At 53.8% G+C, this 23,299-nt stretch carries 17 protein-coding genes; 6 read left to right on the forward strand and 11 right to left on the reverse strand.

Annotated elements, in window-relative coordinates; all coding sequences use genetic code 11:
- The first annotated feature begins 60 nt into the window (after window positions 1-60).
- A complete protein-coding gene (gene exaC, locus ABOC97_RS07230; RefSeq protein WP_349595724.1) occupies window positions 61-1,599 on the forward strand; it encodes an acetaldehyde dehydrogenase ExaC in 1,539 nt (512 codons plus the stop codon).
- A gap of 44 nt (window positions 1,600-1,643) precedes the next feature.
- Here exaC and ABOC97_RS07235 read toward each other — a convergent pair whose 3' ends face one another.
- The 3 genes from ABOC97_RS07235 to ABOC97_RS07245 all read right to left on the reverse strand — a co-directional run bounded on the left by ABOC97_RS07235 (window position 1,644) and on the right by ABOC97_RS07245 (window position 5,418).
- A complete protein-coding gene (locus tag ABOC97_RS07235; protein WP_349595727.1) occupies window positions 1,644-1,955 on the reverse strand; it encodes a hypothetical protein in 312 nt (103 codons plus the stop codon).
- A 93-nt stretch (window positions 1,956-2,048) separates the two neighbouring features.
- A complete protein-coding gene (locus tag ABOC97_RS07240; RefSeq protein ID WP_349595729.1) occupies window positions 2,049-4,007 on the reverse strand; it encodes a glycoside hydrolase family 127 protein in 1,959 nt (652 codons plus the stop codon).
- 10 nt (window positions 4,008-4,017) lie between these two features.
- Entirely contained in the window at window positions 4,018-5,418 is a 1,401-nt protein-coding gene (locus ABOC97_RS07245; protein ID WP_349595732.1) for an MFS transporter, read from the reverse strand.
- Window positions 5,419-5,656: 238 nt separating this feature from the next.
- Here ABOC97_RS07245 and ABOC97_RS07250 point away from each other — a divergent pair, with 238 nt between their 5' ends.
- Window positions 5,657-6,475: an AraC family transcriptional regulator gene (locus ABOC97_RS07250; protein ID WP_349595735.1), complete on the forward strand. Its 819-nt coding sequence runs from the start codon at window positions 5,657-5,659 to the stop codon at window positions 6,473-6,475.
- 121 nt (window positions 6,476-6,596) lie between these two features.
- Complete coding sequence (locus ABOC97_RS07255; RefSeq protein WP_349595738.1) at window positions 6,597-7,058, forward strand: 4Fe-4S dicluster domain-containing protein; 462 nt, start codon at window positions 6,597-6,599, stop codon at window positions 7,056-7,058.
- Here the strand turns inward: ABOC97_RS07255 and ABOC97_RS07260 are convergent.
- The 4 genes from ABOC97_RS07260 to ABOC97_RS07275 all read right to left on the reverse strand — a co-directional run bounded on the left by ABOC97_RS07260 (window position 7,050) and on the right by ABOC97_RS07275 (window position 13,800).
- The gene (locus ABOC97_RS07260) at window positions 7,050-8,765 is read right to left on the reverse strand and encodes a ShlB/FhaC/HecB family hemolysin secretion/activation protein (protein WP_349595740.1); all 1,716 of its coding nucleotides are present in this window, start codon (window positions 8,763-8,765) and stop codon (window positions 7,050-7,052) included. The two genes, ABOC97_RS07255 and ABOC97_RS07260, sit on opposite strands and share 9 nt — an antisense overlap.
- 104 nt (window positions 8,766-8,869) lie before the next feature.
- Window positions 8,870-9,976 (reverse strand): collagen-like triple helix repeat-containing protein, encoded by a 1,107-nt coding sequence (locus ABOC97_RS07265; protein WP_349595742.1) that lies wholly within the window; start codon window positions 9,974-9,976, stop codon window positions 8,870-8,872.
- Window positions 9,977-10,336: 360 nt separating this feature from the next.
- On the reverse strand, window positions 10,337-11,590 hold the full coding sequence (avtA, locus tag ABOC97_RS07270; protein WP_349595744.1) for a valine--pyruvate transaminase: 1,254 nt from the start codon (window positions 11,588-11,590) through the stop codon (window positions 10,337-10,339).
- 173 nt (window positions 11,591-11,763) lie between these two features.
- Window positions 11,764-13,800 (reverse strand): alpha-amylase, encoded by a 2,037-nt coding sequence (locus ABOC97_RS07275; RefSeq protein WP_349595746.1) that lies wholly within the window; start codon window positions 13,798-13,800, stop codon window positions 11,764-11,766.
- 308 nt (window positions 13,801-14,108) lie between these two features.
- On the opposite strand from ABOC97_RS07275, the gene ABOC97_RS07280 reads away from it, so the two are divergent.
- A complete protein-coding gene (locus ABOC97_RS07280) occupies window positions 14,109-14,930 on the forward strand; it encodes a protein bax (RefSeq protein ID WP_349595748.1) in 822 nt (273 codons plus the stop codon).
- A 98-nt stretch (window positions 14,931-15,028) separates the two neighbouring features.
- On the opposite strand, the gene xylR is transcribed toward ABOC97_RS07280, so the two are convergent.
- The 4 genes from xylR to xylF form a co-directional block, all read right to left on the reverse strand.
- A complete protein-coding gene (gene xylR / locus ABOC97_RS07285) occupies window positions 15,029-16,213 on the reverse strand; it encodes a D-xylose utilization transcriptional activator XylR (RefSeq protein WP_349595750.1) in 1,185 nt (394 codons plus the stop codon).
- Window positions 16,214-16,282: 69 nt separating this feature from the next.
- Window positions 16,283-17,464 (reverse strand): xylose ABC transporter permease XylH, encoded by a 1,182-nt coding sequence (gene xylH, locus ABOC97_RS07290; protein ID WP_349595753.1) that lies wholly within the window; start codon window positions 17,462-17,464, stop codon window positions 16,283-16,285.
- Complete coding sequence (locus ABOC97_RS07295; protein ID WP_349595755.1) at window positions 17,442-18,983, reverse strand: xylose ABC transporter ATP-binding protein; 1,542 nt, start codon at window positions 18,981-18,983, stop codon at window positions 17,442-17,444. The genes xylH and ABOC97_RS07295 overlap by 23 nt, the downstream gene beginning before the upstream one ends.
- Before the next feature lie 82 nt (window positions 18,984-19,065).
- Entirely contained in the window at window positions 19,066-20,058 is a 993-nt protein-coding gene (gene xylF, locus ABOC97_RS07300) for a D-xylose ABC transporter substrate-binding protein (protein ID WP_349595758.1), read from the reverse strand.
- A 356-nt stretch (window positions 20,059-20,414) separates the two neighbouring features.
- Here xylF and xylA point away from each other — a divergent pair, with 356 nt between their 5' ends.
- Both xylA and xylB read left to right on the forward strand, forming a co-directional pair.
- Complete coding sequence (gene xylA, locus ABOC97_RS07305) at window positions 20,415-21,737, forward strand: xylose isomerase (RefSeq protein WP_349595761.1); 1,323 nt, start codon at window positions 20,415-20,417, stop codon at window positions 21,735-21,737.
- Between the two features lie 78 nt (window positions 21,738-21,815).
- Window positions 21,816-23,270 (forward strand): xylulokinase, encoded by a 1,455-nt coding sequence (xylB, locus tag ABOC97_RS07310; RefSeq protein ID WP_349595764.1) that lies wholly within the window; start codon window positions 21,816-21,818, stop codon window positions 23,268-23,270.
- Window positions 23,271-23,299: the final 29 nt, after the last annotated feature.

Here is a 23,299-nt window from a genome sequence, read left to right on the forward strand (position 1 = left end):
TGGCGAATATTTCGCCAGGCCAGTCTACCTTTGTAGTATTCCCACAGCAAGGAGATGGTCATGACCAATAACCCCCCTTCATCACGTATCCAGCCCGGCGAATATGGTTTTCCTTTTAAATTGAAAGCACGCTACGACAACTTTATCGGCGGCGATTGGGTCGCTCCGGTTGATGGTGAATACTACAAAAACCTCACGCCAGTCACCGGCCAGCTATTGTGTGAAGTCGCCTCGTCAGGGACGCGCGATATCGACCTGGCGCTGGATGCCGCGCATCGCGCGAAGGATAAATGGGCGCAGACGTCCGTACAGGATCGCGCTGCGGTTCTGTTGAAAATTGCCGATCGCATGGAGCAAAACCTGGAGCTATTGGCCACGGCTGAAACCTGGGATAACGGTAAACCGATTCGCGAAACCAACGGCGCTGACGTGCCGCTGGCCATCGACCATTTCCGCTACTTTGCTTCCTGTATCCGCGCGCAGGAAGGCGGTATCAGTGAGGTTGATAAAGACACCGTGGCTTATCACTTCCACGAACCGCTGGGCGTGGTGGCGCAGATTATCCCGTGGAACTTCCCGCTGCTGATGGCGAGCTGGAAAATGGCACCTGCGCTGGCCGCGGGTAACTGCATTGTGCTCAAACCCGCGCGGTTAACGCCGCTGTCCGTACTGCTGCTGATGGAGATTATTGGTGACCTGCTGCCGCCGGGCGTGATTAACGTGGTGAACGGTGCGGGTGGCGAAATTGGTGAATATCTGGCGACCTCCAAACGGATCGCCAAAGTCGCCTTTACCGGCTCAACGGAAGTCGGCCAGCAAATCATGCAGTACGCCACGCAAAACATCATTCCGGTAACCCTGGAGTTGGGCGGTAAATCGCCAAACATTTTCTTCGCCGACGTCATGGACGAGGAAGATACTTTCTTTGATAAAGCGCTGGAGGGCTTTGCCCTGTTTGCATTTAACCAGGGTGAAGTTTGTACCTGCCCAAGCCGTGCGCTGGTGCATGAGTCGATCTACGAGCGTTTTATGGAACGTGCAATTCGCCGGGTAGAGCGTATTCGCAGCGGGAACCCGTTGGATGCGGTAACGCAAATGGGCGCGCAGGTCTCACAGGGGCAGATGGAAACCATCCTCAATTACATTGATATCGGCAAAAAAGAAGGTGCCGATGTGTTAACCGGCGGGCGGCGTAAGCTTCTGGACGGCGAGTTGAAGGATGGCTATTACCTTGAGCCGACTATCCTGTTTGGTCAAAACAACATGCGCGTCTTCCAGGAAGAAATCTTTGGCCCTGTGCTGGCGGTAACGACCTTCAAAACCGTGGAGGAAGCGCTGGCGCTGGCTAACGATACGCAATATGGCCTGGGGGCGGGTGTCTGGAGTCGTAACGGTAATCTGGCGTATAAAATGGGGCGTGGTATTCAGGCCGGGCGCGTGTGGACCAATTGCTATCACGCGTATCCTGCTCACGCGGCGTTTGGCGGCTATAAGCAGTCTGGTATTGGGCGCGAAACCCACAAAATGATGCTGGAGCATTATCAACAGACAAAATGTCTGCTGGTGAGCTATTCGGATAAACCGTTGGGGTTGTTCTGAGTTAATAATGGGCCCGGTAGCGTTGTGCTTGCCGGGCCTGCTGCTTAATCAAATGTTTTGACCTGCAGCGGTCGGAAACGGCTGTAAATCCACAGGCCGAGGCAGATGATGGAGCCCAGGAATGCCGTAAAGAATACCGTGACCATCAGGCCGCTAAACAGCGCCACCGGCAGGGCAAGAATGCCGTGGATGGATTCGTCGTTCCACTTCACCATGTCGTAACCGAAAATCCCCATCACACCGCAAAATAAGCTAAAAATCAGCATTGGCACCGCAAGGCCGATAAGCATCAGGCGGTAGATGATGGAGGCTTTGACGCGTTTGATACTGACGACAGGAGGGACATCCTTGCTCATACTGATTCCTCATGGTGATGGTTAACTCTCTGTCTGCATCATGGCTGAATCTTTCAGACCCGGCAAGAGGATCCTGCCGGGCTGAAGGGGGCTTTATTTCCCTTCATTAACCCATATACGCATCTCACCTTCACCCCGATTCGCCCAGCTAAACCAAGGGATAAAAGTCAGGGTATGTCCCTGTGACGTTGTGGGAGCGGTATCGTAATGCCACAGCGATTGCTGTTCCGGGTTTTGCGCCGTGCGCTTAACCCCTTGCGCCTGTAGCAGCACTTTGTGGGCAAAAATCCCTTTGCCTTCCAGCACGGTAAACGGTGCGGTTTCCGGTAGCCACAGGTTATGCAGCTCTTCTCCGTTGTCGGCCTGCTCCAGACAGTAAACCAACGGCCCGCGCTGAATCGCCACTTTCCCGGCGACGTGGCGAACCAGTGGATTCCCGTAGACCCGCCGTACCGGCATCGGTAGCGTCAGGGTTAAGGTATCGCCTTTGCGCCAGGTGTGATTGATGTGCAGATAACCTTTCTTCACCGTCCCCGCCACATCGCGGCCATTTAGCGCGACATGCGGATTCGTACACCAGTCCGGCAGACGCAGCGCCAGCGTGTGGGTAATCGGATCCGGGGAATCAATCACGATCTTGACCTGATCCTGCCACGGATAGTTGCCGCTGAGACGTAGTCGCAGCGTCTGTTCGCCTACCGGCACTTCTGTACTATTGCCGATATAGAGGTTAACAAACAGTGCGTCATCACGCTGGGTGTAGATATAGTGGCCGATAGAGGTCAGCACGCGCGCGATGTTCGGCGGGCAGCAGGCGCAGCCGAACCAGCGCTGACGAACCGGCTTCACGTGATCGTAGATGTGGTTAAACTTCAGGGTGTTGGGATGGACTTCCAACGGGTTCACGTAGAAGAAGTGCTTACCATCCAGCGCCATGCCGCCGAGCACGGTGTTATACAGTGCGCGTTCCATCACGTCGGCATACTGGCTATCACCTTCCATTTCCAGCATTCGGCGAGCAAACATCATCAGGCCAATCGATGCGCAGCTTTCGGCATAGACCGTGTCGTTCGGCAGGTCGTAGTCGCTGCTAAAAGCTTCACCGCTACTCTGGGAACCAATACCGCCGGTAATGTAGAGCTGACGCTGGGCCATGTTATTCCATAGCCGTAGGCAGTCCTGGCGTTTGCTTTCATCGTTGCTCAAGCGGGCGAGGTGCGCGACGCCGGTCATCAGGTAGACGAAACGCACCGCATGGCCGATAGCCGTTTGCTGTTCGGCAATAGGCTGGTGTGCCTGGCTGTAGGGCTTATCTTTCACCATCCACGCGGTGCCGTAGGTGTTCCAGTAGGAAGTTTTACCGCGCTTTTCATACTCATGGTCGTAGAAGTGCGGCTGCTTACCGCGTTCTTCAACGAAGTAGTTCACCAGAGCCAGGTAGCGAGGTTCCTGCGTGACTTCATATAGGCGCATCAACGCTAGCTCTATTTCCGGATGACCCGGATAGCCGTGGATCTGGTTATCCCCGGTGCCGAAGACCTGATAGATGTGGTCGGATAGACGGCAGACGACCTCCAGCAGACGCCGTTTGCCGGTCGCCTGGAAGAAAGCGACACCTGCTTCAATCATATGGCCTGCGCAGTAGAGTTCGTGACATTCGGCCAGGTTTGTCCAGCGTTCCTGTGGGGCTTTGACCGTAAAGTAAGTATTGAGATAGCCATCGTCGCATTGGGCGGCAGCCACCAGTTCAATCACCTCGTCGGCGGTTTTTTCTAACTCGGCATCCGGTTTCTGACATAGGGACCAGGCAACGGCTTCCAGCCATTTCGCCACATCGCTGTCCTGAAATACCATCCCGTAAAACTCACCGTCTTGCAGGCCGGCGGCGATGCGAAAGTTTTCAATCGCGTGGCTCGGTTCTGTGTCGTCGATACGGTCGTTCAGTGCATCCCACTGATAGGGGATCACCACATCGCGAACCAGCTGCTGATACTGGGCGAAAAACGGGTCGTTCACTTTTAATGTATGCAGACTGACTTCCATAACGGACATAACAAACTCCTCAAGACTGAACGTGACGGGCGCGAAGATCGGTTGCAATACGCGCCATCATAGGATTATTGAGTCGGCAGGCGCGAATGGAGAACGCCAGCAGCAGGTGGAAGAGGGCGGGTAGCAGGGTTTCCATGGTGGTGATCCCTGTCAGAGATTCGGCGGTCTGATTTCCCGCACCCGGCTGATAAGCCACATAGATAAAGACCAGGCTGATAATACCGGCACTTGATGCCCAGGCGAGCTTGATGAAGAGCAGGTTAAAGGCGAAGTTCATACCGGATGAGCGAACGCCGGTTTTCCATTCACCGTAGTCATCGGCGAAAGCCATCAGTGAGAAGTGCAGCGGCAGGGTGAAGCCGAGAATGATGCCGTTGCCGAGGATGATGACCAGCCAGAGCGTTTGATAAGCAGGCCCGGTAGGTAAGAACCACATGCCAACGGCGAGTGCGGCCAGTATCAGGTTGGTGTAGTAGTAAAGTTTGACGGTATCAAAGCGGCGAGAGAGCAGGTTTATAATCACCGAGCCAAAAATGGAGGCAAAGGTCACCATCGTGAAGAATAGCGATGTGTAGCCGGTAGAGCCGCCCAGTACGTAGGTGATGAAGTACATGTAGCCGCCGCCGCGATTATTAAAGACGTTGATCAGCAGGAATGACATCACCAGCATGAGCAGCAGCTGATCATTTTTACGCAGCCCGGCAATGTGTTCACGAAGGGTAAATTTCCCCATCATATCCAGCGATACGCGCTCGCGAACCCAGAAGAAGCAGCACAGGAACATGACGGCAGCAATCGTACAGAGTACGCCGACGCCGTATTGATAACCTTGCGCGGTGTTACCCTGGCCGAGCGCTCTCACCAGCCAGGGCAGACCGACGGAGACCAGAAAACCGGCCACGCCGCACAGCACGAAGCGCCACGCCTGGCAGGAGATCACTTCGCTGTGGCGCGTGGTCATAGTGTTGATGAGCGCACAGTAGGGAACATTGATAGCGGTATAGCTCACCGACAGCAGTAAATACGTGCCGAAAGCCCAAGCGATTTTGACCCCCATGCTGGCGTCCGGAACGGTAAAAGTCAGCACGCCAATAATGGCAATGGGTACCGCAATCCACAGCTGCCAAGGGCGGAAGCGTCCCCAGCGGCTCTGGGTACGGTCGGCAAGTACGCCCATGATGGGATCGGAAATGGCATCAAAAACGCGTAGCACCAGAAAAAGGGTACCGACCAGTGCCGGCGTGAGACCGAAGACATCGGTATAGAAAAAAGTCAGGAAATTCATGATGAGGCAGGTAATAACGGTACCACCTGCATCGCCGAGACCGTAGCCGATTTTTTCCCGAATCGATAGTTTATCGTCCAGTGAACCCGGCACAATCTCGCTGGTGGTTATGGGTGTAGCGGTCATGGGGTACTCCTCGCAATGTGGAGATGGCTCTTTTCAGTAGGGTTATTTTTTAATGTTATGACCTGTTTAATTTTGCCTGGAAAAGGATGACCAACAAGGTCATAAAGAAGTATAAAAAGAGGGTAATTCCGACTTGATAAGGAAAGTGTGAAGGTGATCGTTCGCTGGTGTATTTATCGTTAATAATCAAATAGAAACTTTATTTTTATCTCATGAATAAGCGGGATTTTTAATATCTATGCTCAATCTATCCATAGCGCTTCCGATTAAGGTTCAAAACGGGGGTTTATTTATCTCCCGAGGCGTTGGTCGTCATCCTGCGCGTCGGTTGCGCTCATGGGAGATTATTTTTGTCGAAAAGGGGACATTAACGATTCAGGAAGATGATCGTATTTTTCACGTCTGTGCCGGTGATAGCTTGCTACTGTGGCCGGGACGTCGACATGTTGGTGTTGAAGATTTTCCCGCAGACCTGAAGTTCTATTGGCTACATTTTGAAGTGAATACGCCGGTGCAGCCACACTCACTCGTTACCCAACTTGCTATTCCTCAGCAGACTACGCTGCATGACCCGCAGTATTTAATGACCCTGTTTCGACAGTTCCTCAACGAGCAGGAAAAGATTCAACGCAATGCCTCGCTCGAGTTTATTTTGCTGCTGATTTTGCAGCATATTTCTTTATCGGCGCAAACAGAGGAACCGAAGGATGAAGGCGGCGCGGCATTGGCATGGCGTGCCCAACAGCTGATTCGTACTCGTTACCATTTACCGCTCTCGACCTCGATGCTGGCGAAAGAGCTGCATTGTAATGCCGACTATCTGGGGAGAGTGTACCGGCGGGTATTCCATCTGACTCTGACAGAGGCAATTCACCGCCAGCGGGTACGGGCAGCAGAGAAACTCCTGAGTAATCATGCGCGTTCGCTCAAGGAAGTGGCTGAGCAGTGTGGGTTTGCTGATGTGGGGTATTTCCGCCAGATCTTTCGCAAGCATACCGGGCTGACGCCCGCCGCGTGGAAGCGGCGGTATTGTAAGGAACATATCAATTCGGCCTGAGGCAAATGCCTGAATTGCCTGTGGCAATGAACAAAAAATGCGCCGGACCCACGTCGGATCAAAGCAGGGCTATGGCGAGCTCTGGCACTCTTAGCGTTTATCCCCCACAGCGGAGTGGAGAATGAACCCGTTTATTGTCGCTGATTCCCTAAAGTGTATTGGCTGTCGTACCTGTGAAGTGGCCTGCGTGGTGGCTCATCAGGCGCAGCAAGCGTGCGCCAGCGTATCGCGGGATGCTTTTCTTCCCCGTATTCGGGTGGTGAAGGGGGATACCTTTTCGACGGCGGTAACCTGCCATCACTGTGAAGATGCCCCGTGTGGCAACGTCTGTCCGACCGGCGCTATTAGTCGGGAAAAGGGCTATGTTCGTGTCGATCAGGCGCGTTGTATCGGATGTAAAAGCTGTATGCTGGCATGCCCGTTTGGGGCGATGACCGTGGCCGTGCAGCAGTCGCGACCACAGGCTATCAAGTGTGATTTATGCCGCCATCGCGAAGAAGGCCCCGCCTGCGTGGCAGCTTGCCCAACGCAGGCGCTGGCCTGTGTCGATGTTGGGCAGGCTGCTACGCCGAAACTAATGTAGGTTGTTGAAGTTCCAGCTTAGCGTCAGGCTATAGCGCCAGTCGCGCTTATGGCTATCGGTCGGTAAATCGCCGACCGGGCGCGCCGCTTCTACCGTCAGGCTGTAGTGTTTGTTATCGCCAAACATCACGCCGGTGGCCACGGATGCCAGCCGTTGATGAGGCAGTCCCTGGGTGTTGAACCAGGTCTGCGCGGTATCGGCCAGAACGTAAGGCTGAACGGTGGCAATCCAGGTACTCTCCTTACGCTGGTGCAGATAACGCACTTCGACCTGCCCGCCGTAACCGTAATCGCCGCTGGCCTCGCCGTCCTGATAGCCGCGACCAAAACGTTGGGCACCGAAGCTCACGCGTTCAGGTTCAGGAAGATCGTTATCCGACCAATCCCCTTCCATTGATGTCGACAGGCGCCAGGTATCGGTTACCATCCAGGCCGCGTCGATATTACTTTTCCACAACGTAAACGACAGATCGTTGCCCTGGATGGGGGCCGAGTCGGCTAACGATCCCGCGTTAATACCCTGACGTAACGTCAATTTACCGTTAATGCTGGCCCGCTCAAATGCCTGGAAACCATTCATACCGAATTCAAGTGCCGGGTAACGGACATGCGTTTTTTGCGTTGCATCCCCCAGCGTTTCATCATTCAAAATTGCGCGGATGTTGTTATCGTTGCGTCTGTCGGTGTAATCCATCCCACCGTTAATGTTGAACTGCTGTTTGCCGGTGAGGACAACCGGATAGCTGAAGGTTGCGCCGCCATTGTATTGGGTGGTTTTTTGGCGGGAATCGAGATAACCGTCGGTGAAGGTCAGTAACCGCGAATAGTCGCGCGGATTATCGCGATAAAAACTGCCTTTTAGCTGCATCATCAGCCCTTCATCGCTCAGGAACTGTTGGTAGTTCATCCCCAGGTATGATTTACGCGTTGAGCTATCCAGCGGGATAAGGGTCGCAATGCCCAACTGATCGCCATAGCTGGTGAGGTTACTCAGCGAGCCGTTGACGAACGCCATATTCTGGTTACGGCGCGTGTCGAGCGTTGATGAGATGTCCCAGATGTGCGGCTGGATGCTTTTGGCCTGCATAGCAGCGGCGCCATAAATATTCTGCGGTAGCTGCGCGTTGGCATCGACGGTGACGCCAGGAGTGCGTGTCATCAGCTGGGTATAGCGGTCAAAGGTGGCTTGGGTCAGCGGCTTCTCTGCCATGATTTTGGCGGCTAATCGCTTTAAGCGTTCCGCAATATTGGGGTTGTTACTCTGAATATCGCTGTGGGCGACGTAACCTTCGACCAACACTATCTTGATAGTACCGTCCTGATAATTGTTATCCGGCAGCCAGGCATAAGAGAGCGGGTAGCCATCGGCTCGATAACGCAATGTAATATCGTTAACGATCCCAATGATTGTTTTTAAAGGAACCTGTTTATGCGCATAAGGAGCAAAAGGTTGTAATAACTCTTTTAACGGATAAACCGTGCCGCCAATAAATTGAATATGATCGACTTTAATCAGCGTTTCAGGGGTTAATTTATTTTTGGGAACGCTGACGGTTAAACTAGGGGCGGCGGCAGGTGGCGTTTGTGGGGTGCTGTTATGTTCCGCTTTAGCGGGGTTATTCGGGTCAATTAACGCGGGTAATGTGTCGGCTCTGGCCATATTAAGCAGAACGACCCCCGATAGCGCATAAACCAGGGTAGTTTTCATGACGCATTCCTTGTGTATTTTATTGTGCAAGGATGATTATTGTTATGCTGCTGAAAAACGTGCCCCCATTGCGGGGGCACGGAAAGCATTAATAAATATATAGCTTATTTTCTACCGCTTAACCCGCCGAGCAAACCAGATAATCCACCAGCAGGACTGGTTGTTGTGGTGCTGCTGCCAGTTGCGCTACCGCTGGCACTCGCGCTGGCCGATGTGCTGACGTTCAGACTGCCGGTCAGGGAGGTTACGGTGGTATTAAGCGTTGAGCCTAGAGAGTTGCTCGCCAGCAGGCCACCGCTGCCCGTTTGTGTGCCGGTAGGTTTCACCAGGCCGCCTGCATCGGTGACGATATTACCGACGCTGGAGACCACCTGCCCTACGCCGCCCAAGGTTGGAGATGATGTTCCGACCTGGTTGCCCACGCCGCTAACGGAGGTGCCGACTTGTGTCAGCAGGCCATTAACCGGGGTACCAAGACCGGTGGCAGAGCCGACGCCTTGCGTCACGCCCTGTACGCCGCCCAGCGTATTATTGACCACTGAGGTGACGCCCGTTGTTGCGGCTGTCGCACCAGGGCTTTGCAGCGTGCTGGTCAATCCGCTGCCGGTGCTGCTGACAATCTGGCCCGCGCTGTTGACGACATTACCTACAACGCCCGTCACCCCAGCGACCGGTGTTCCCGATGTGCTGGTTGAGAGGTTACTCCCCACGCCGGACACGGTATTGCCTAATACGGTGACGGTGCTGGTCGTTCCCTGAAGCGTTGTCCCGACGCCGTTGGCATTGGATGAATTACCCACGCCGTTCGTGACGCCGGTTCCCAGCGTGTCGACGGCGTTACCCACCCCGCTTACGGTGGTTGAAATGGTGGAAGTCACCGGGTTGTTGCCGGTGCTCGTTGCCAGCTGGCTACCCAGACCGCCCAGCGTGTCACCTACGCCAGAGACCGCTTCACCCGCATCGCCGAGGATGTTATTTCCTGCGTTGCTGGCGGTTGACCCGCCGCCGGTGCCACCACCGCCAGTACCGCCGCCACCTGTACCGCCACCACCACCACCTGTACCGCCACCGCCGGAACCCCCGCCCTGGGTCGTGCCATTTTTAGCCGTTGAATGAGAACCCCCGCCGCTACCGCTACAGGCAGAGAGTGAGAATGCAATCAGTACTGCCACTGCAATAATGCTTAAGTGGCTAACGTTATTAGAAGTCATGATTCTTCTCCACCAGTTAAAACGCCGAGTGCGTATTAGTCAGTGTAAGTAGAAAAATAAGCCTTGCACGGGGTGTTTTTGTTCATACGAAAGTTTGAAAAATCCGATTTAACTTAGGAATAAAACAAGTCTGCTATGTAAAATAATATGCTGTTATGAAACATGCTGTTACTCCATTTTTAACATAGTAAGCTGGAATAAATAATAGGGGTAATTGTTTAGCTGCAATTAAATGGAGTAATAAATTGGGAGTAATCCGAGTGGGGGAGGGCGTTGAAATTTATCGTCGCTATTTACTAAATAACAACCCGGATCACAGAAAATATCAACCTCTATAATTAGAGGCTGATATATCCTATATTACAGGCTTTCGTTCCAGGCTATTTCAATTTCTTCGGCAAGGATCTTAACTCCTGCTTCTATTTTTTCTGGCTCCGGAACATAGTTCATACGCATACATTGATGAGTATGCTCCCAGGGTTTATCCAGGCCCGGGAAGAATAAGTCGCCAGGGACCATCAGAACGCCGCGTTTTTTCAACCGCTGATACAGTTCTTCAGTGGTAATGGGCAAATCTTTAAACCACAGCCACAGGAAAATAGCCCCTTCCGGTTTATGGATGAGGCAGCGCTCTTCGGGCAGATAGCGGCGAATAGTCGCGATCGTTTCCTGTACCCGCTGGTAGTAAAACGGTTTGATCACCGTTTCAGATAAGTGCAGCAGCTCCTTGCGCTTGATCATTTCGCACATGATGGCAGGCCCAACCCCGCCGGGGGCAAGGCTGATAATGCCGTTCATGTTGCTGATGGCGGTAATAATCTCTTCGCTGGCGATAATAATCCCGCAGCGACTGCCCGGCAGGCCAAGTTTGGATAGACTCATGCACAGTACGGTGTTTGGATTCCACAGCGGCGTGGCTTCGCTGAAGATGATTCCCGGGAAGGGAACGCCATAGGCGTTGTCGATAACCAGCGGTACGCCGTGCTGGGTAGCTAACGCATCCAGCTGTTTCACTTCGTCATCGGTGATGACGTTACCCGTTGGGTTGGTTGGGCGCGAGACGCAAATCATCCCGGTGTCTTCACCAATCGGCAAATTATCGAAATCGACGTGGTACTTAAACTGCCCTTCAGGAAGCAACTCAATATGAGGACGGGTGGAAACGAAGAGGTCGTCTTCGAGTCCCGAATCCGCGTAGCCGATATACTCTGGTGTCAGAGGGAAAAGCACCTTGCGGGTGGTGCCATCCGCGCGACGCCCAGCAAACAGATTAAACAAGTAGAAAAATGCGCTTTGGCTGCCATTTGTCAGTGCAATATTCTGTGGGCCAATCTCCCAACCTAATTCATTACGCAGCATATCGGCGAGGGCAACCAGCAGATCGTTCTTCCCCTGCGGGCCATCATAATTACAAAGTGCTTCAGAGAGTTTGCCGCTTTCCAGCATCTCAGCCAGGAGATTCGTGAAGTATGAATTCATCTCTGGGATCTGCGCCGGATTACCGCCGCCGAGCATGATAGCGCCAGGGGTGCGTAAACCGTCGTTGAGGTCTTCCATCAGGCGGGCGATGCCTGTATGGCGGGTAAACTTGTCGCCGAAAAGTGAGAATGTCATAGCTGATTTTCTATTGCTTGTTCTGTGAAGTGGGTAACGATAACGCCACTCACGATGTGGTGCAAATGGCCCCTCGGAGGCTTGCGTAGCGTATAACGCGTCATATTAACTGCTTAGTGGTTTTTTATTCTGATAACCCTGCACCTGAGGCGCAGGGTCATGTGAAGTCTAAATCAGAGATTACCGGCCCAAACCACCATCACTTTATCCTGCCCATTTTCACGGACAAAACCGTAACCCTGGGGTAATGAGAGCGTCGTTTGTTTACCCATGCCAACGGCAGAATGACGAGCGCGGAATTGCCCCAGTTTCTGCCAGTGTTCTACCGTCTCGGCAGACTTGCCTGCGATATCCTGCCAGTTCATCTGTGAACGCGTGCCCTGTAGTGGGTCAGAGCCGGTTGGGCCAAATGGACGGTTGGACTCATCGCCGTAGAAAATTTGCACCGTGCCGGGAGTCAGCAGCAACAGTTCGGCGGCGTGACTGCCGTTCTCCCGGAACAGACGGGTATCGTGGGATGATAGATAGCTCAGGACATTAAAGTGCTGTAGTTTGTCGGCCATTTGCTGCCAGGTGAGATCGATATTCGCCAGACAACTTGCGGCTTTCGTCGCCTGATCCTGGTAATCAAAGTTAATCATGGCGTCAAAGCCATGGCGGTAATATTCGCTCTCCATTACACCATGACCCCAGGCCTCGCCTGTCATCCAGAATGGCGCGTCATCCAGCGCCTTTTGCGGGTTGGCTTTTTTCCATGCGGCGAGCGCTTCAATAGACTGCGTTTTCAACTGCTGCCATCCCGCCATTTCAACATGTTTGGCGGTATCAACACGAAAACCATCAATGCCGTAATCGCGCACCCATTGGCTGAGCCAGTGGGTGAGGTAGTCGCGCGGCGTGTAGCCGTCGATAGCTTTGGCGCGGGTATCCGGTTTGTGACGATAGAAATTGGGTAGTCCGGCCGGCGTGGTGGACTCGGTTTTCAGATCGGGTAAGAACGCCAGCGACATGGTCAGATCGTCAAAGCCGGGATTGTCATAATCGCCAATGTCGGTACGGATCCAGGCTTTGCCCCACCACTTTTCCCATCCGGCTTTATCGCTGAAATTGATGTAGTCGTTAAAGCTGTGCCAGCTCTGCCCTGGGCCCGGTTTCCAGTTGGTCCAGTGCTGGCCCAGCGTTTTGCTTATCTCATCGCCTTGTAGGTACAGCGCGCCAAACTGATATTGCTGCATATCAGCAAGCGTGGCGTAACCGGTGTGATTCATGACGACATCAAACAGAATGCGAATGCCACGCTGGTGGGCGCCATCGACCAGCGCGCGCAGGTCGTCCTCGGTGCCCATATTGGCATCAAGCCGTGTCCAGTCCTGGGTGTAGTAACCATGATAGGCATAATGAGGGAAATCACCTTTGGTGCCGCCGCCGACCCAACCGTGGATCTGCTCCAGCGGCGAGCTTATCCACAGCGCGTTAACGCCTAGCTCTTGCAGATAATCGAGCTTACTGATGAGCCCCTTAAGATCGCCACCGTGGAAGGTGCCAATTTCCTGCATACCATCTTTATGGCGACCATAGCTATTGTCGTTGCGGGTATCACCGTTGACGAAGCGGTCGGTCAGTACGAAATAAACCGTGGCGTTATGCCAGCTAAACGGTGCGCTCTGAGTTACGTCTGCACTTTCAAGCAACAACAGGCCATTGCTGCCGTCGGCAGGCTGGAGCGTGATTTTTCCTTGTTGCACCACCGCCGTTTGTCCGCTGTAGAAATCGCGGACGGTACTACCCTCCGCAAATGTTTTGCCGACATCCAGCGTCAGCGGTTTTCCATCCCAGCGAGGGCACTGGCGGACGTTGACCTGTTCTACGTTGCTCTCGGCGGCGCTTTTAACCGCAATCGTCAGCGTTGGTGTACCGGATCGGGTGTCCACTTCCAGCGTATACACGCCATCGCGGAACAGTCGCCACTGGGGAGCATCCCCCCGACAGGGCTCCAGAGACAGCATCTGATTGAGCCGAATAGCGGAAGTGGGCTGCCAGCACTTGCGGTCAAAATTCAGTCTGAGAGGGCGAGTACCCTTCGTGAGTGTTTTTTGGCTGCTGAATTTTCCCGTCCCGTCGGCGGAAAAGGCAGGGAAGTCATCTATCGTCCAGCTTGCAGCGCTAGCGAGGGCGGGGAACAGTAACGGTATGATAGCGGCGAGTTTCATTCCAATATCCTGTGCCAGAAGGTTTTTTCTTTAGTGTGCCAGCCGTTAGCTGCACTGGGCTCATCCTTGAATCAGGAGGAGGGAAAGGGCTGAGTGATGAAGGTCAAAAAATGAACTAAAATGAGAGCTGCCCGGCATTTTACCTGTGTAAATTGTCATATGCTGAATCGCGTCCGTGGGGTCGTTTCGGAATCGGACTATTTCTTGTACGTGCGTTTACGGGCTATTTTTGCTATAATTTGAGATTCAGCTCTCAATTTTATGAAATAAGAAGGCGTTGGAATGATTGCATCCGACCAGGAGACCTAATGATATCGACACCCATTCGACGATATGGGGCCGCGATACTAATGTTACTCATCTGCACATTTTCAGGTGGGGTGTTCGCAAAAACACACACGGTAACAAAGCATCAGAAAGCCTCGGTAACAAAGACAAGTTTTAGTAAGGCCAGCAGTAAGCAAGAGTATTCTCGCAATAGTGTAAAGAGCAGTTCACTTCCTGATTTGCGAAAATACCCTTCCGGGACACCAAGGAAAAGAGCGTTTCTCCGGACGGTAATGCCTTATATCACGAGTCAAAATGCTGCCATCACGGCGGATCGTAACTGGTTGGTTTCCAAACAGTACGAAGGCCGTTGGTCGCCGTCTGAGCGTGCGCGTCTGAAAGACATTGCCGCTCGCTACAAAATTAGCTGGAACGGCAACACCCGTAAGGTGCCGTGGAACTCTTTGCTTGAGCGCGTGGATATTATCCCGGGTAGCATGGTTGCCACCATGGCTGCAGCAGAAAGCGGCTGGGGTACTTCTAAGCTGGCGCGGACCAACAACAACCTGTTCGGCATGAAATGCGGTAAAGGTTGTAAAAACGGCTCGGGTTCAGTTAACGGCTACACCAAGTTTGAGTCAGTTAAAGAGTCCGTACAGGCGTACGCAAGTAACCTGAACACTCATCCAGCCTATGCCTCATTCCGTAAATCACGCGCGCAGTTGCGTAAGACGGATCAGGAAGTCACCGCTACCGCGATGATTCATAAGCTGAAAGGGTATTCGACCAAAGGTTCTAGCTACAACGACTATCTGTTCGCGATGTACCAGGACAACCAGCGTCTGATTGCCGCACATATGTAATCGGACTTGAAGAATAAAAAAGCCTTCCATCACTGGAAGGCTTTTTTTTACCTGTAAACCGGCTGAACGTTGTGCTCAGGTGGGGCGGCGCTCGCGGATTAAGCCTGAATCAGCGCCTCGCTATGCTGCTCCCGATACTCTTTCGGCGTGGTGTCATACTCTTTCTTAAAGACAGAATAGAAGTACTGCAGCGACGGGTAGCCGCACATCTGCGAGATTTCGTTGATCGACAGCGAAGTTGAGACCAGCAGGCTGCGCGCTTTTTCCAGCTTCTCGCTGTGGATCACCGCATGAATGGTCTCGCCGACTTCTTCTTTAAAACGCTTTTCGAGGTTAGAGCGAGAAATGCCCACAGAATCCAGCACCTGTTCGACCTTGATGCCCTTACAGGCGTTATTGCGGATGTAGTGCATGGCCTGAATGACGGCCGGATCGTTCAACGAACGATAGTCCGTAGAGCGGCGCTCCATCACCCGCATGGGCGGCACCAACACGCGTTGTAGCGGCAGGACTTCACTATCGAGCAGCCTCTGCATCAGCTTAGCGGCCTGATAGCCCATCTGGCGTGCGCCTTGCGCCACCGACGAGAGCGCCACGCGGGAGAGATAGCGGGTCAATTCTTCATTGTCGATACCGATAACGCAGAGTTTTTCTGGCACCGGGATATGCAGATGCTCACAGGCTTGCAAAATATGGCGTGCGCGGGAATCGGTGACTGCGATGATCCCGGTTTGCGGCGGCAGCGTTTGCAGCCAATCGGCCAGCCGATTCTGGGCATGCTGCCAGTTCTCTGGCGCGGTTTCCTGGCCCTGATAAATCACGCCGCGGTATTTCTCTTTGGCGACGATCTGGCTAAACGCGTACTCGCGCTCCTCGGCCCAGCGTTTACCACTGGCGGTGGGCAGGCCGTAGAATGCGAAACGATGGACCCCTTTTTCCTTCAAATGCAAAAATGCGCTTTCAACCAGCGCATAGTTATCGGTCGCGATGTAGTGAACCGGCGGATACTGCTCCTGGCGGTGGTAAGAGCCGCCAACGCCGACGATAGGCACATTGACATCGGTCAGCAGCGCCTCGATGGTGGGGTCGTCGTAGTCGGCGATAACGCCATCTCCGAGCCACTCTTTGATGTTTTCAATACGCGCGCGAAAATCTTCTTCAATGAAGATATCCCACTCTGACTGCGACGCCTGTAAATATTCACCCACACCTTCGACCACCTGACGGTCGAAGGCTTTGTTAGCGTTGAATAACAGCGTCACGCGGTGACGTTTTCCAAACATGGTTCAGGGTTCCTCGTGAATCATGAGGGGGCTGCCGCAGACGCTATCGGCAACACCACGGCCAGGCAATTACGCGCGCCGTTTGGTGGCGGAGTCCATCCAGACGGCAAGCAATAAAATCGCACCTTTAACGATATATTGCCAGAAAGTCGGGACGTCCATCATACTCATTCCGTTGTCGAGAGACGCCATAATAAATGCTCCCATAACGGCCCCAGCCACGCTGCCGACGCCGCCCGCGAGGCTGGTGCCACCGATAATGCATGCGGCGATCGCATCCAGTTCGGCAATATTCCCCGCCGAGGGCGAACCGGCGCCCAGGCGTGAGCTGAGAATCAGCCCGGCAATCGCCACCATCAGGCCGTTAATGGCGAATACGGCCAGCTTGTTACGCTCGACGTTAATGCCCGACAGGCGGGCGGCTTCAATATTCCCGCCGATGGCATAAATGCGCCGACCGAAGGCGGTACGCATGGCCATAAACATTCCTGCCAGCATCAGCAGCGTCAGCAGCAGCACGGGTGTAGGAACCCCTCGGTAATCGTTGAGCAGCCAGATAGCGCCCAGAACAATGACCGCCGTCAACGACTGACGACCCACCATTCCGGTGGAGGCGGGAGTCGCAAGACCCAGCGACTGGCGGCGCATCCGGCCTCGCCACTGCCAGGCGACAAATGCCATCAGCCCGATGGCACCGAAGGTGAAGCCAACCCCGTCTGGCAGATAGCTCTGGCCAATTTGCGACATAGCGGCGCTGGTAGGCGAGACGGTCGTGCCGTTGGTGATACCAATCAATATGCCGCGGAAGGCGAGCATTCCGGCGAGCGTGACGATAAACGAAGGCACCTTGCGATAGGCCACCCACCACCCGTTCCACGCGCCAAGCACCAGACCCATAGCCAGCGTCACGATGATGGTTAACGGCAGCGGCCAGCCGAGCCAGACGTCAAAAATTGCCGCTGCCCCACCCAGCAATCCCATCATTGAGCCGACGGACAGATCGATTTCGGCGGAGATAATGACAAACACCATACCCACCGCCAGGATGCCGGTAATAGCGGTCTGGCGCAGCAGGTTAGAAACATTACGTGCGCTGAGATACGCGCCGTCGGTGGTCCAGGTGAAGAACAGCATGATCACTACGATCGCGGCGATCATGACGAAGACCTGCAGATTCAGTGATTTTAGCCGCAGCGCCGCAGACGGCGCAGGGGCTGCCAGTTTGAGTTCAGACGGATTGTTTTTCGACATGGCGTTCGCTCCTTAAGGCGGCTTCCATCACTTGTTCCTGGGTCAGGTTATGGTTCACCAGGTCGGCTTTGAGTTTTCCTTCATGCATAACCAGCACCCGGTCGCTGAGACCCAGCACTTCCGGTAATTCAGAGGAGATCACGATGACGGCAATGCCTTGCTGCACCAGTTGGTTGATCAGTTTGTAGATTTCATACTTCGCGCCAATATCGATACCTCGTGTCGGTTCATCGAGAATCAGGATGCGTGGATTTAGCAACAGGCAGCGCGCCAGAATGGCTTTCTGCTGGTTGCCGCCGCTCAAGCGTCCGATGGCGAGATCGGGTGAAGAGGTTTTAACTTTCAGGCGCTGGATAGATTGCAAAATGCACTGCTGTTCTTTCGCGTCGTCGAGACTGCTTAACGCACCGCTAAAATCATTTAGCGCGGCGAGGGTGATATTTTTGCCAACCGCCATCACCGGTACAATGCCATCTTTTTTGCGGTCTTCCGGCACCATGGCGATACCGTGGGCAATTGCCTGCTGACAATTGCGGATATCGACCTGTTTACCATCAATGAACACTTTCCCTTCCCAGCGGCCGCGCCAGACGCCGAACAGGCACTGTACCGCCTCGGTGCGCCCGGCGCCGACCAGCCCAGCGATGCCGAGGATTTCCCCGCGTTTCAGGCTAAACGAAATATCGTTAACGCGTTTAATGTGGCGGTTAACCGGATGCCAGGCGGTGAGATGTTCTACGCGCAGGATCTCATCTCCCGCCGCGTGGGGCTCGTTCGGATACAGAGCCGTCAGCTCACGTCCGACCATCATGGTGATGATGTCATCTTCGGTCATGCTGCTGGCATCGCGGGTGCCAATATGTTGACCATCGCGGATAACGCAGATGGTGTCGGAAATCGCCTTCACTTCGTTAAGCTTATGGGAGATATAGACGCAGGCGATGCCGTGGTTTTGCAGGTCACGGATGATATCCAGCAGCACCGCGGTCTCTTGCTCGGTTAATGAGGCGGTGGGTTCATCGAGGATCAGCAGCCGCACCTGTTTATTCAGCGCTTTGGCGATTTCAACCAGCTGCTGTTGGCCAAGCCCTAAATCACCTACTCGGGTATCCGGCGAAATCGCCAGATTGACCTGAGCGAGGAGTTTCTCGCAGCGTAACGTCATGGTGTCGTAATCGAGCACGCCGTGGCGGCTGACTTCCGCCCCAAGGAAAATATTTTCCAGCACGGTCAAGTGCTTAACCAACGCCAGCTCCTGGTGAATAATCGCGATACCCTTGCGTTCGGTATCACGAATATGTGTCGGCTGGAGTGTCTCCCCGGCAAAAATAATCTCACCGTCGTAGCTGCCATGTGGGTAAATGCCACATAACACCTTCATTAAGGTCGATTTGCCGGAGCCGTTCTCACCGCACAGGGAAACCACTTCGCCTGGGTTTAATCGTAGGCTGACATTGTCGATAGCCTTAATGACCCCAAAGGTTTTGGTGATGTTCTTCATTTCGAGTAAATACGGCATAAGTGCTTGTGCTCCACGTTAACCTGGCCTGCGGAAATTACCGCCGGCCAGGCCGCCCCAGCGCCAGGCTGGGGCATGCCATTTAGAGTTCGCTTTTCTTATGGAAACCATCTTTTACGACGGTCTCGTCAATATTGGTTTTATTGACTTCAATTGGGGTAAGCAGGCGGGATGGGACGTCTTTCAGGCCATTATTCAGCGTGGCATCTGACTTCGGCTGTTGACCATTGCCCAGCTCGACGGCGATCTCTGCGGCGCTGTTTGCCAGCAGCGTTATCGGCTTATACACGGTCATGGTCTGTGTACCGTTCATGATACGTTTGATACCCGCAAGGTCTGCATCCTGACCGGAGATAGCCACTTTTCCCGCCAGTCCCTGCGCGCTTAGCGCCTGGATAGCCCCACCGGCGGTGGCGTCGTTTGAGGCAACAACGGCATCAACTTTGTTATTGTTGGCGGTCAGCGCATTTTCCATAATCTTCAGCGCATTTTCCGGTAGCCAGCCGTCAACCCATTGATCGCCGACGACTTTAATTTTGCCATCGTCAATATACGGTTTTAATACTTTCATCTGGCCGGCACGGAAAAGTTTGGCATTATTATCAACCGGGGAGCCGCCCATCAGGAAATAATTACCCTGAGGAACCTGGTTGACCAGACTTTGCGCCTGCATTTCACCCACTTTTTCGTTATCGAAAGAAATGTAGAAATCGATATCGGCATTATTAATCATACGGTCATAGGCGAGGACTTTAATTCCTTCTTGTTTTGCTTCTTTAATTACGTTGCTAAGTACCTGGCCATTATAAGGAATAATAACAAGGACATCGACGCCGCGATTGATCATATTTTCAATCTGCGACATCTGAGTCTCTTCGTTGCCGTTTGCGGACTGAACAAACACTTTTGCGCCCAGCTGTTCGGCCTTATTCACAAAGATATCGCGGTCTTTCTGCCAGCGCTCAAGGCGCAGATCATCAATAGCCATGCCGATTTTAACTTCTTTGGCGCTGCTTGCCATGCTGGTCAGGAGGAGCGATGCGCAGAGTGTGAGGCAAAGGTTCTTTATCTTCATAATCGTAATGCCTTCTGTAGGGATAGGAGATGAGATTGGCGATAAAAGAAACAGGGATGACTTAACACGCAGCAAATTTTTAACATGTATATAGCGGCTGGCAATTACAGATTTTTATCTTCCCATTACGATATTTCGTTTAATTTCTAATTTTTGACCGCGATCTGATTTTAAAATCATCAAATGCAAGATTTACGAAAAAGAGAAGATGGAGAACCTTTTATTTTGCGAGCCAGCGCACATTTGTGGATTATCTTAATAGCAGTGTGAAATAACGTAATTGAGCAACGGCAATTCAGTATTCAGTATGACAACACGAAGTATTCCTCGCCGCGTGTCAGATTATGGAGTTCATTATGCAAGCTTATTTCGACCAACTGGATCGTGTTCGTTTCGAAGGCCCAAAAACCGAGAATCCGCTGGCCTTCCGCCACTACAACCCGGACGAGCTGGTGCTGGGTAAACGTATGGAAGACCATCTGCGCTTTGCCGCCTGCTACTGGCACACCTTCTGCTGGAACGGCGCAGATATGTTCGGTGTTGGCTCATTTGATCGTCCATGGCAGCAGCCGGGCGAAGCCATCGAGCGTGCGAAACGTAAAGCTGACGTGGCGTTTGAATTCTTCCACAAACTGAATGTTCCTTACTATTGTTTCCATGATGTCGACGTTTCTCCGGAAGGCGCAAACCTGAAAGAGTACCTGAATAATTTTGCTCAGATGGTCGATGTGCTGGCAGAAAAACAACAGCAGAGCGGCGTGAAGCTGCTGTGGGGGACTGCAAACTGCTTCACTAACCCACGTTACGGTGCCGGTGCGGCAACTAACCCGGACCCGGAAGTGTTCAGCATGGCGGCAACTCAGGTGTTCACCGCCATGAATGCGACCCACAAACTGGGCGGCGAAAACTATGTGCTGTGGGGCGGTCGTGAAGGTTACGAGACCCTGCTCAATACCGACCTGCGTCAGGAGCGCGAGCAGATTGGCCGCTTCATGCAGATGGTGGTCGAGCACAAACACAAAATCGGTTTCCAGGGCACCCTGCTGATTGAACCCAAACCGCAGGAGCCAACCAAGCACCAGTATGACTACGATGCGTCAACGGTATATGGCTTCCTGAAACAGTTCGGCCTGGAAAAAGAGATTAAGCTGAATATCGAGGCCAACCACGCGACGCTGGCGGGTCACTCTTTCCATCATGAAATTGCCACTGCGATTGCGCTGGGTCTGTTTGGCTCCGTGGATGCCAACCGTGGCGACCCGCAGCTGGGCTGGGATACCGACCAGTTCCCGAACAGCGTAGAAGAAAACGCGCTGGTGATGTATGAAATCCTTAAAGCGGGCGGTTTCACCACCGGCGGGATGAACTTTGATGCCAAAGTTCGTCGCCAGAGCACCGACAAATACGACCTGTTCTATGGTCATATCGGCGCAATGGATACCATGGCGCTGTCGCTGAAAGTGGCTGCCCGCATGGTTGAAGGCGGAGAACTGGATAAACGCGTCGCTAAACGCTATGCCGGCTGGAACGGCGAATTGGGCCAGCAGATCCTTAAAGGCCAGATGTCACTGCAGGAACTGGCGAAATACGCCGAGCAGCATCAGCTGGCGCCGCAGCATCAGAGCGGTCATCAGGAACTGCTAGAAGGGCTGGTTAACCACTACCTGTTCGATAAGTAAGGTTTGAGTCCTGCAGGATAAATAATGCCCGGGAGCGTAAGCTTGCCGGGCATCGTACTAATTAAAGGAGCAGTCGCGATGTATATCGGCATAGATCTCGGAACGTCTGGCGTAAAGGCGATCCTGCTTGATGAGCAGGGCACCGTGCTGGCTTCGCAAACAGAAAAATTGACGGTTTCTCGTCCGCACCCTCTTTGGTCAGAACAGGATCCTGAGCAGTGGTGGCAGGCAACCGATCGCGCCATGAAAGGGTTAGCCGCGCAGCATAGCCTACAGGGTGTGAAAGCGCTGGGGATTGCCGGGCAAATGCACGGGGCGACTCTGCTGGATAAACAGCAAAATGTGCTGCGTCCGGCGATTTTGTGGAACGATGGCCGCTGTGCGGAAGAGTGCGAGCTGCTGGAAGCGCAGGTGAAGACTTCACGGCAAATCACCGGCAATTTGATGATGCCCGGTTTTACCGCGCCGAAACTGCTGTGGGTGCAGCGCCATGAAGCGGAGATTTTTCGCCAGGTTGATAAGGTCCTTTTGCCTAAAGATTATCTGCGGCTGCGGATGACCGGCGAGTTTGCCAGCGATATGTCCGACGCGGCGGGCACAATGTGGATGGACGTGGCGAAGCGTGACTGGAGCGATGAAATGCTCGCGGCCTGTGGTCTGACTCGCGACAATATGCCCGCGCTGTTTGAAGGCTGTGACATTACCGGGCATCTGCTGGCATCGGTTGCCAGCGCCTGGAAAATTCCAGCGGTGCCGGTTGTTGCCGGCGGCGGGGATAATGCCGCCGGTGCGGTTGGCGTCGGAATGGCGGATGCCGGGCAGGCAATGCTGTCGTTGGGCACATCGGGCGTCTATTTCGCTGTTAGCGAAGGCTTCCTGAGTAAACCGGAAAGCGCGGTGCACAGCTTCTGCCACGCGTTACCTGGTCGCTGGCACTTAATGTCAGTCATGCTCAGTGCCGCATCTTGCCTGGATTGGGCGGCGAAGCTTACGGGGCTAGGGACGGTTCCTGCGCTGATTGACGCCGCGCAAACGGCGGATGTGAGCGCAGGTCCTGTCTGGTTCCTGCCGTATCTTTCCGGTGAGCGCACGCCGCACAACAACCCCGAGGCTAAAGGCGTGTTCTTCGGTCTCACGCATCAGCATGGCCCAGCCGAACTGGCGCGTGCGGTTCTGGAAGGCGTTGGCTTCGCGCTAGCCGACGGGATGGACGTTGTTCATGCCTGCGGCGTTGAGCCGAAGAGCATCACCCTCATTGGCGGCGGCGCACGTAGCGCCTATTGGCGTCAAATGTTGGCGGATATTTGTGGCAAGCAGCTTGATTACCGCACCGGTGGCGATGTCGGCCCGGCGCTTGGCGCTGCCCGCCTGGCGCAGTTGGCCATCTGTAAAGACAGGTCATACGCGGAGTTATTACCGCAGTTGGCTCTGGAGCAGGCGCATCATCCTGATGCCGAGCGCGTGGCGTACTATGCGCCATTGCGTAAAACGTTCCGTCAAATCTATCAGCAGCTTCTGCCTTTAATGTCCTGATGCCCCTTCGACCCGCGCCTTCCGGGGCG

This window comes from Kluyvera huaxiensis (genome assembly GCF_040149365.1).
Classification (GTDB): domain Bacteria; phylum Pseudomonadota; class Gammaproteobacteria; order Enterobacterales; family Enterobacteriaceae; genus Kluyvera; species Kluyvera intermedia_A.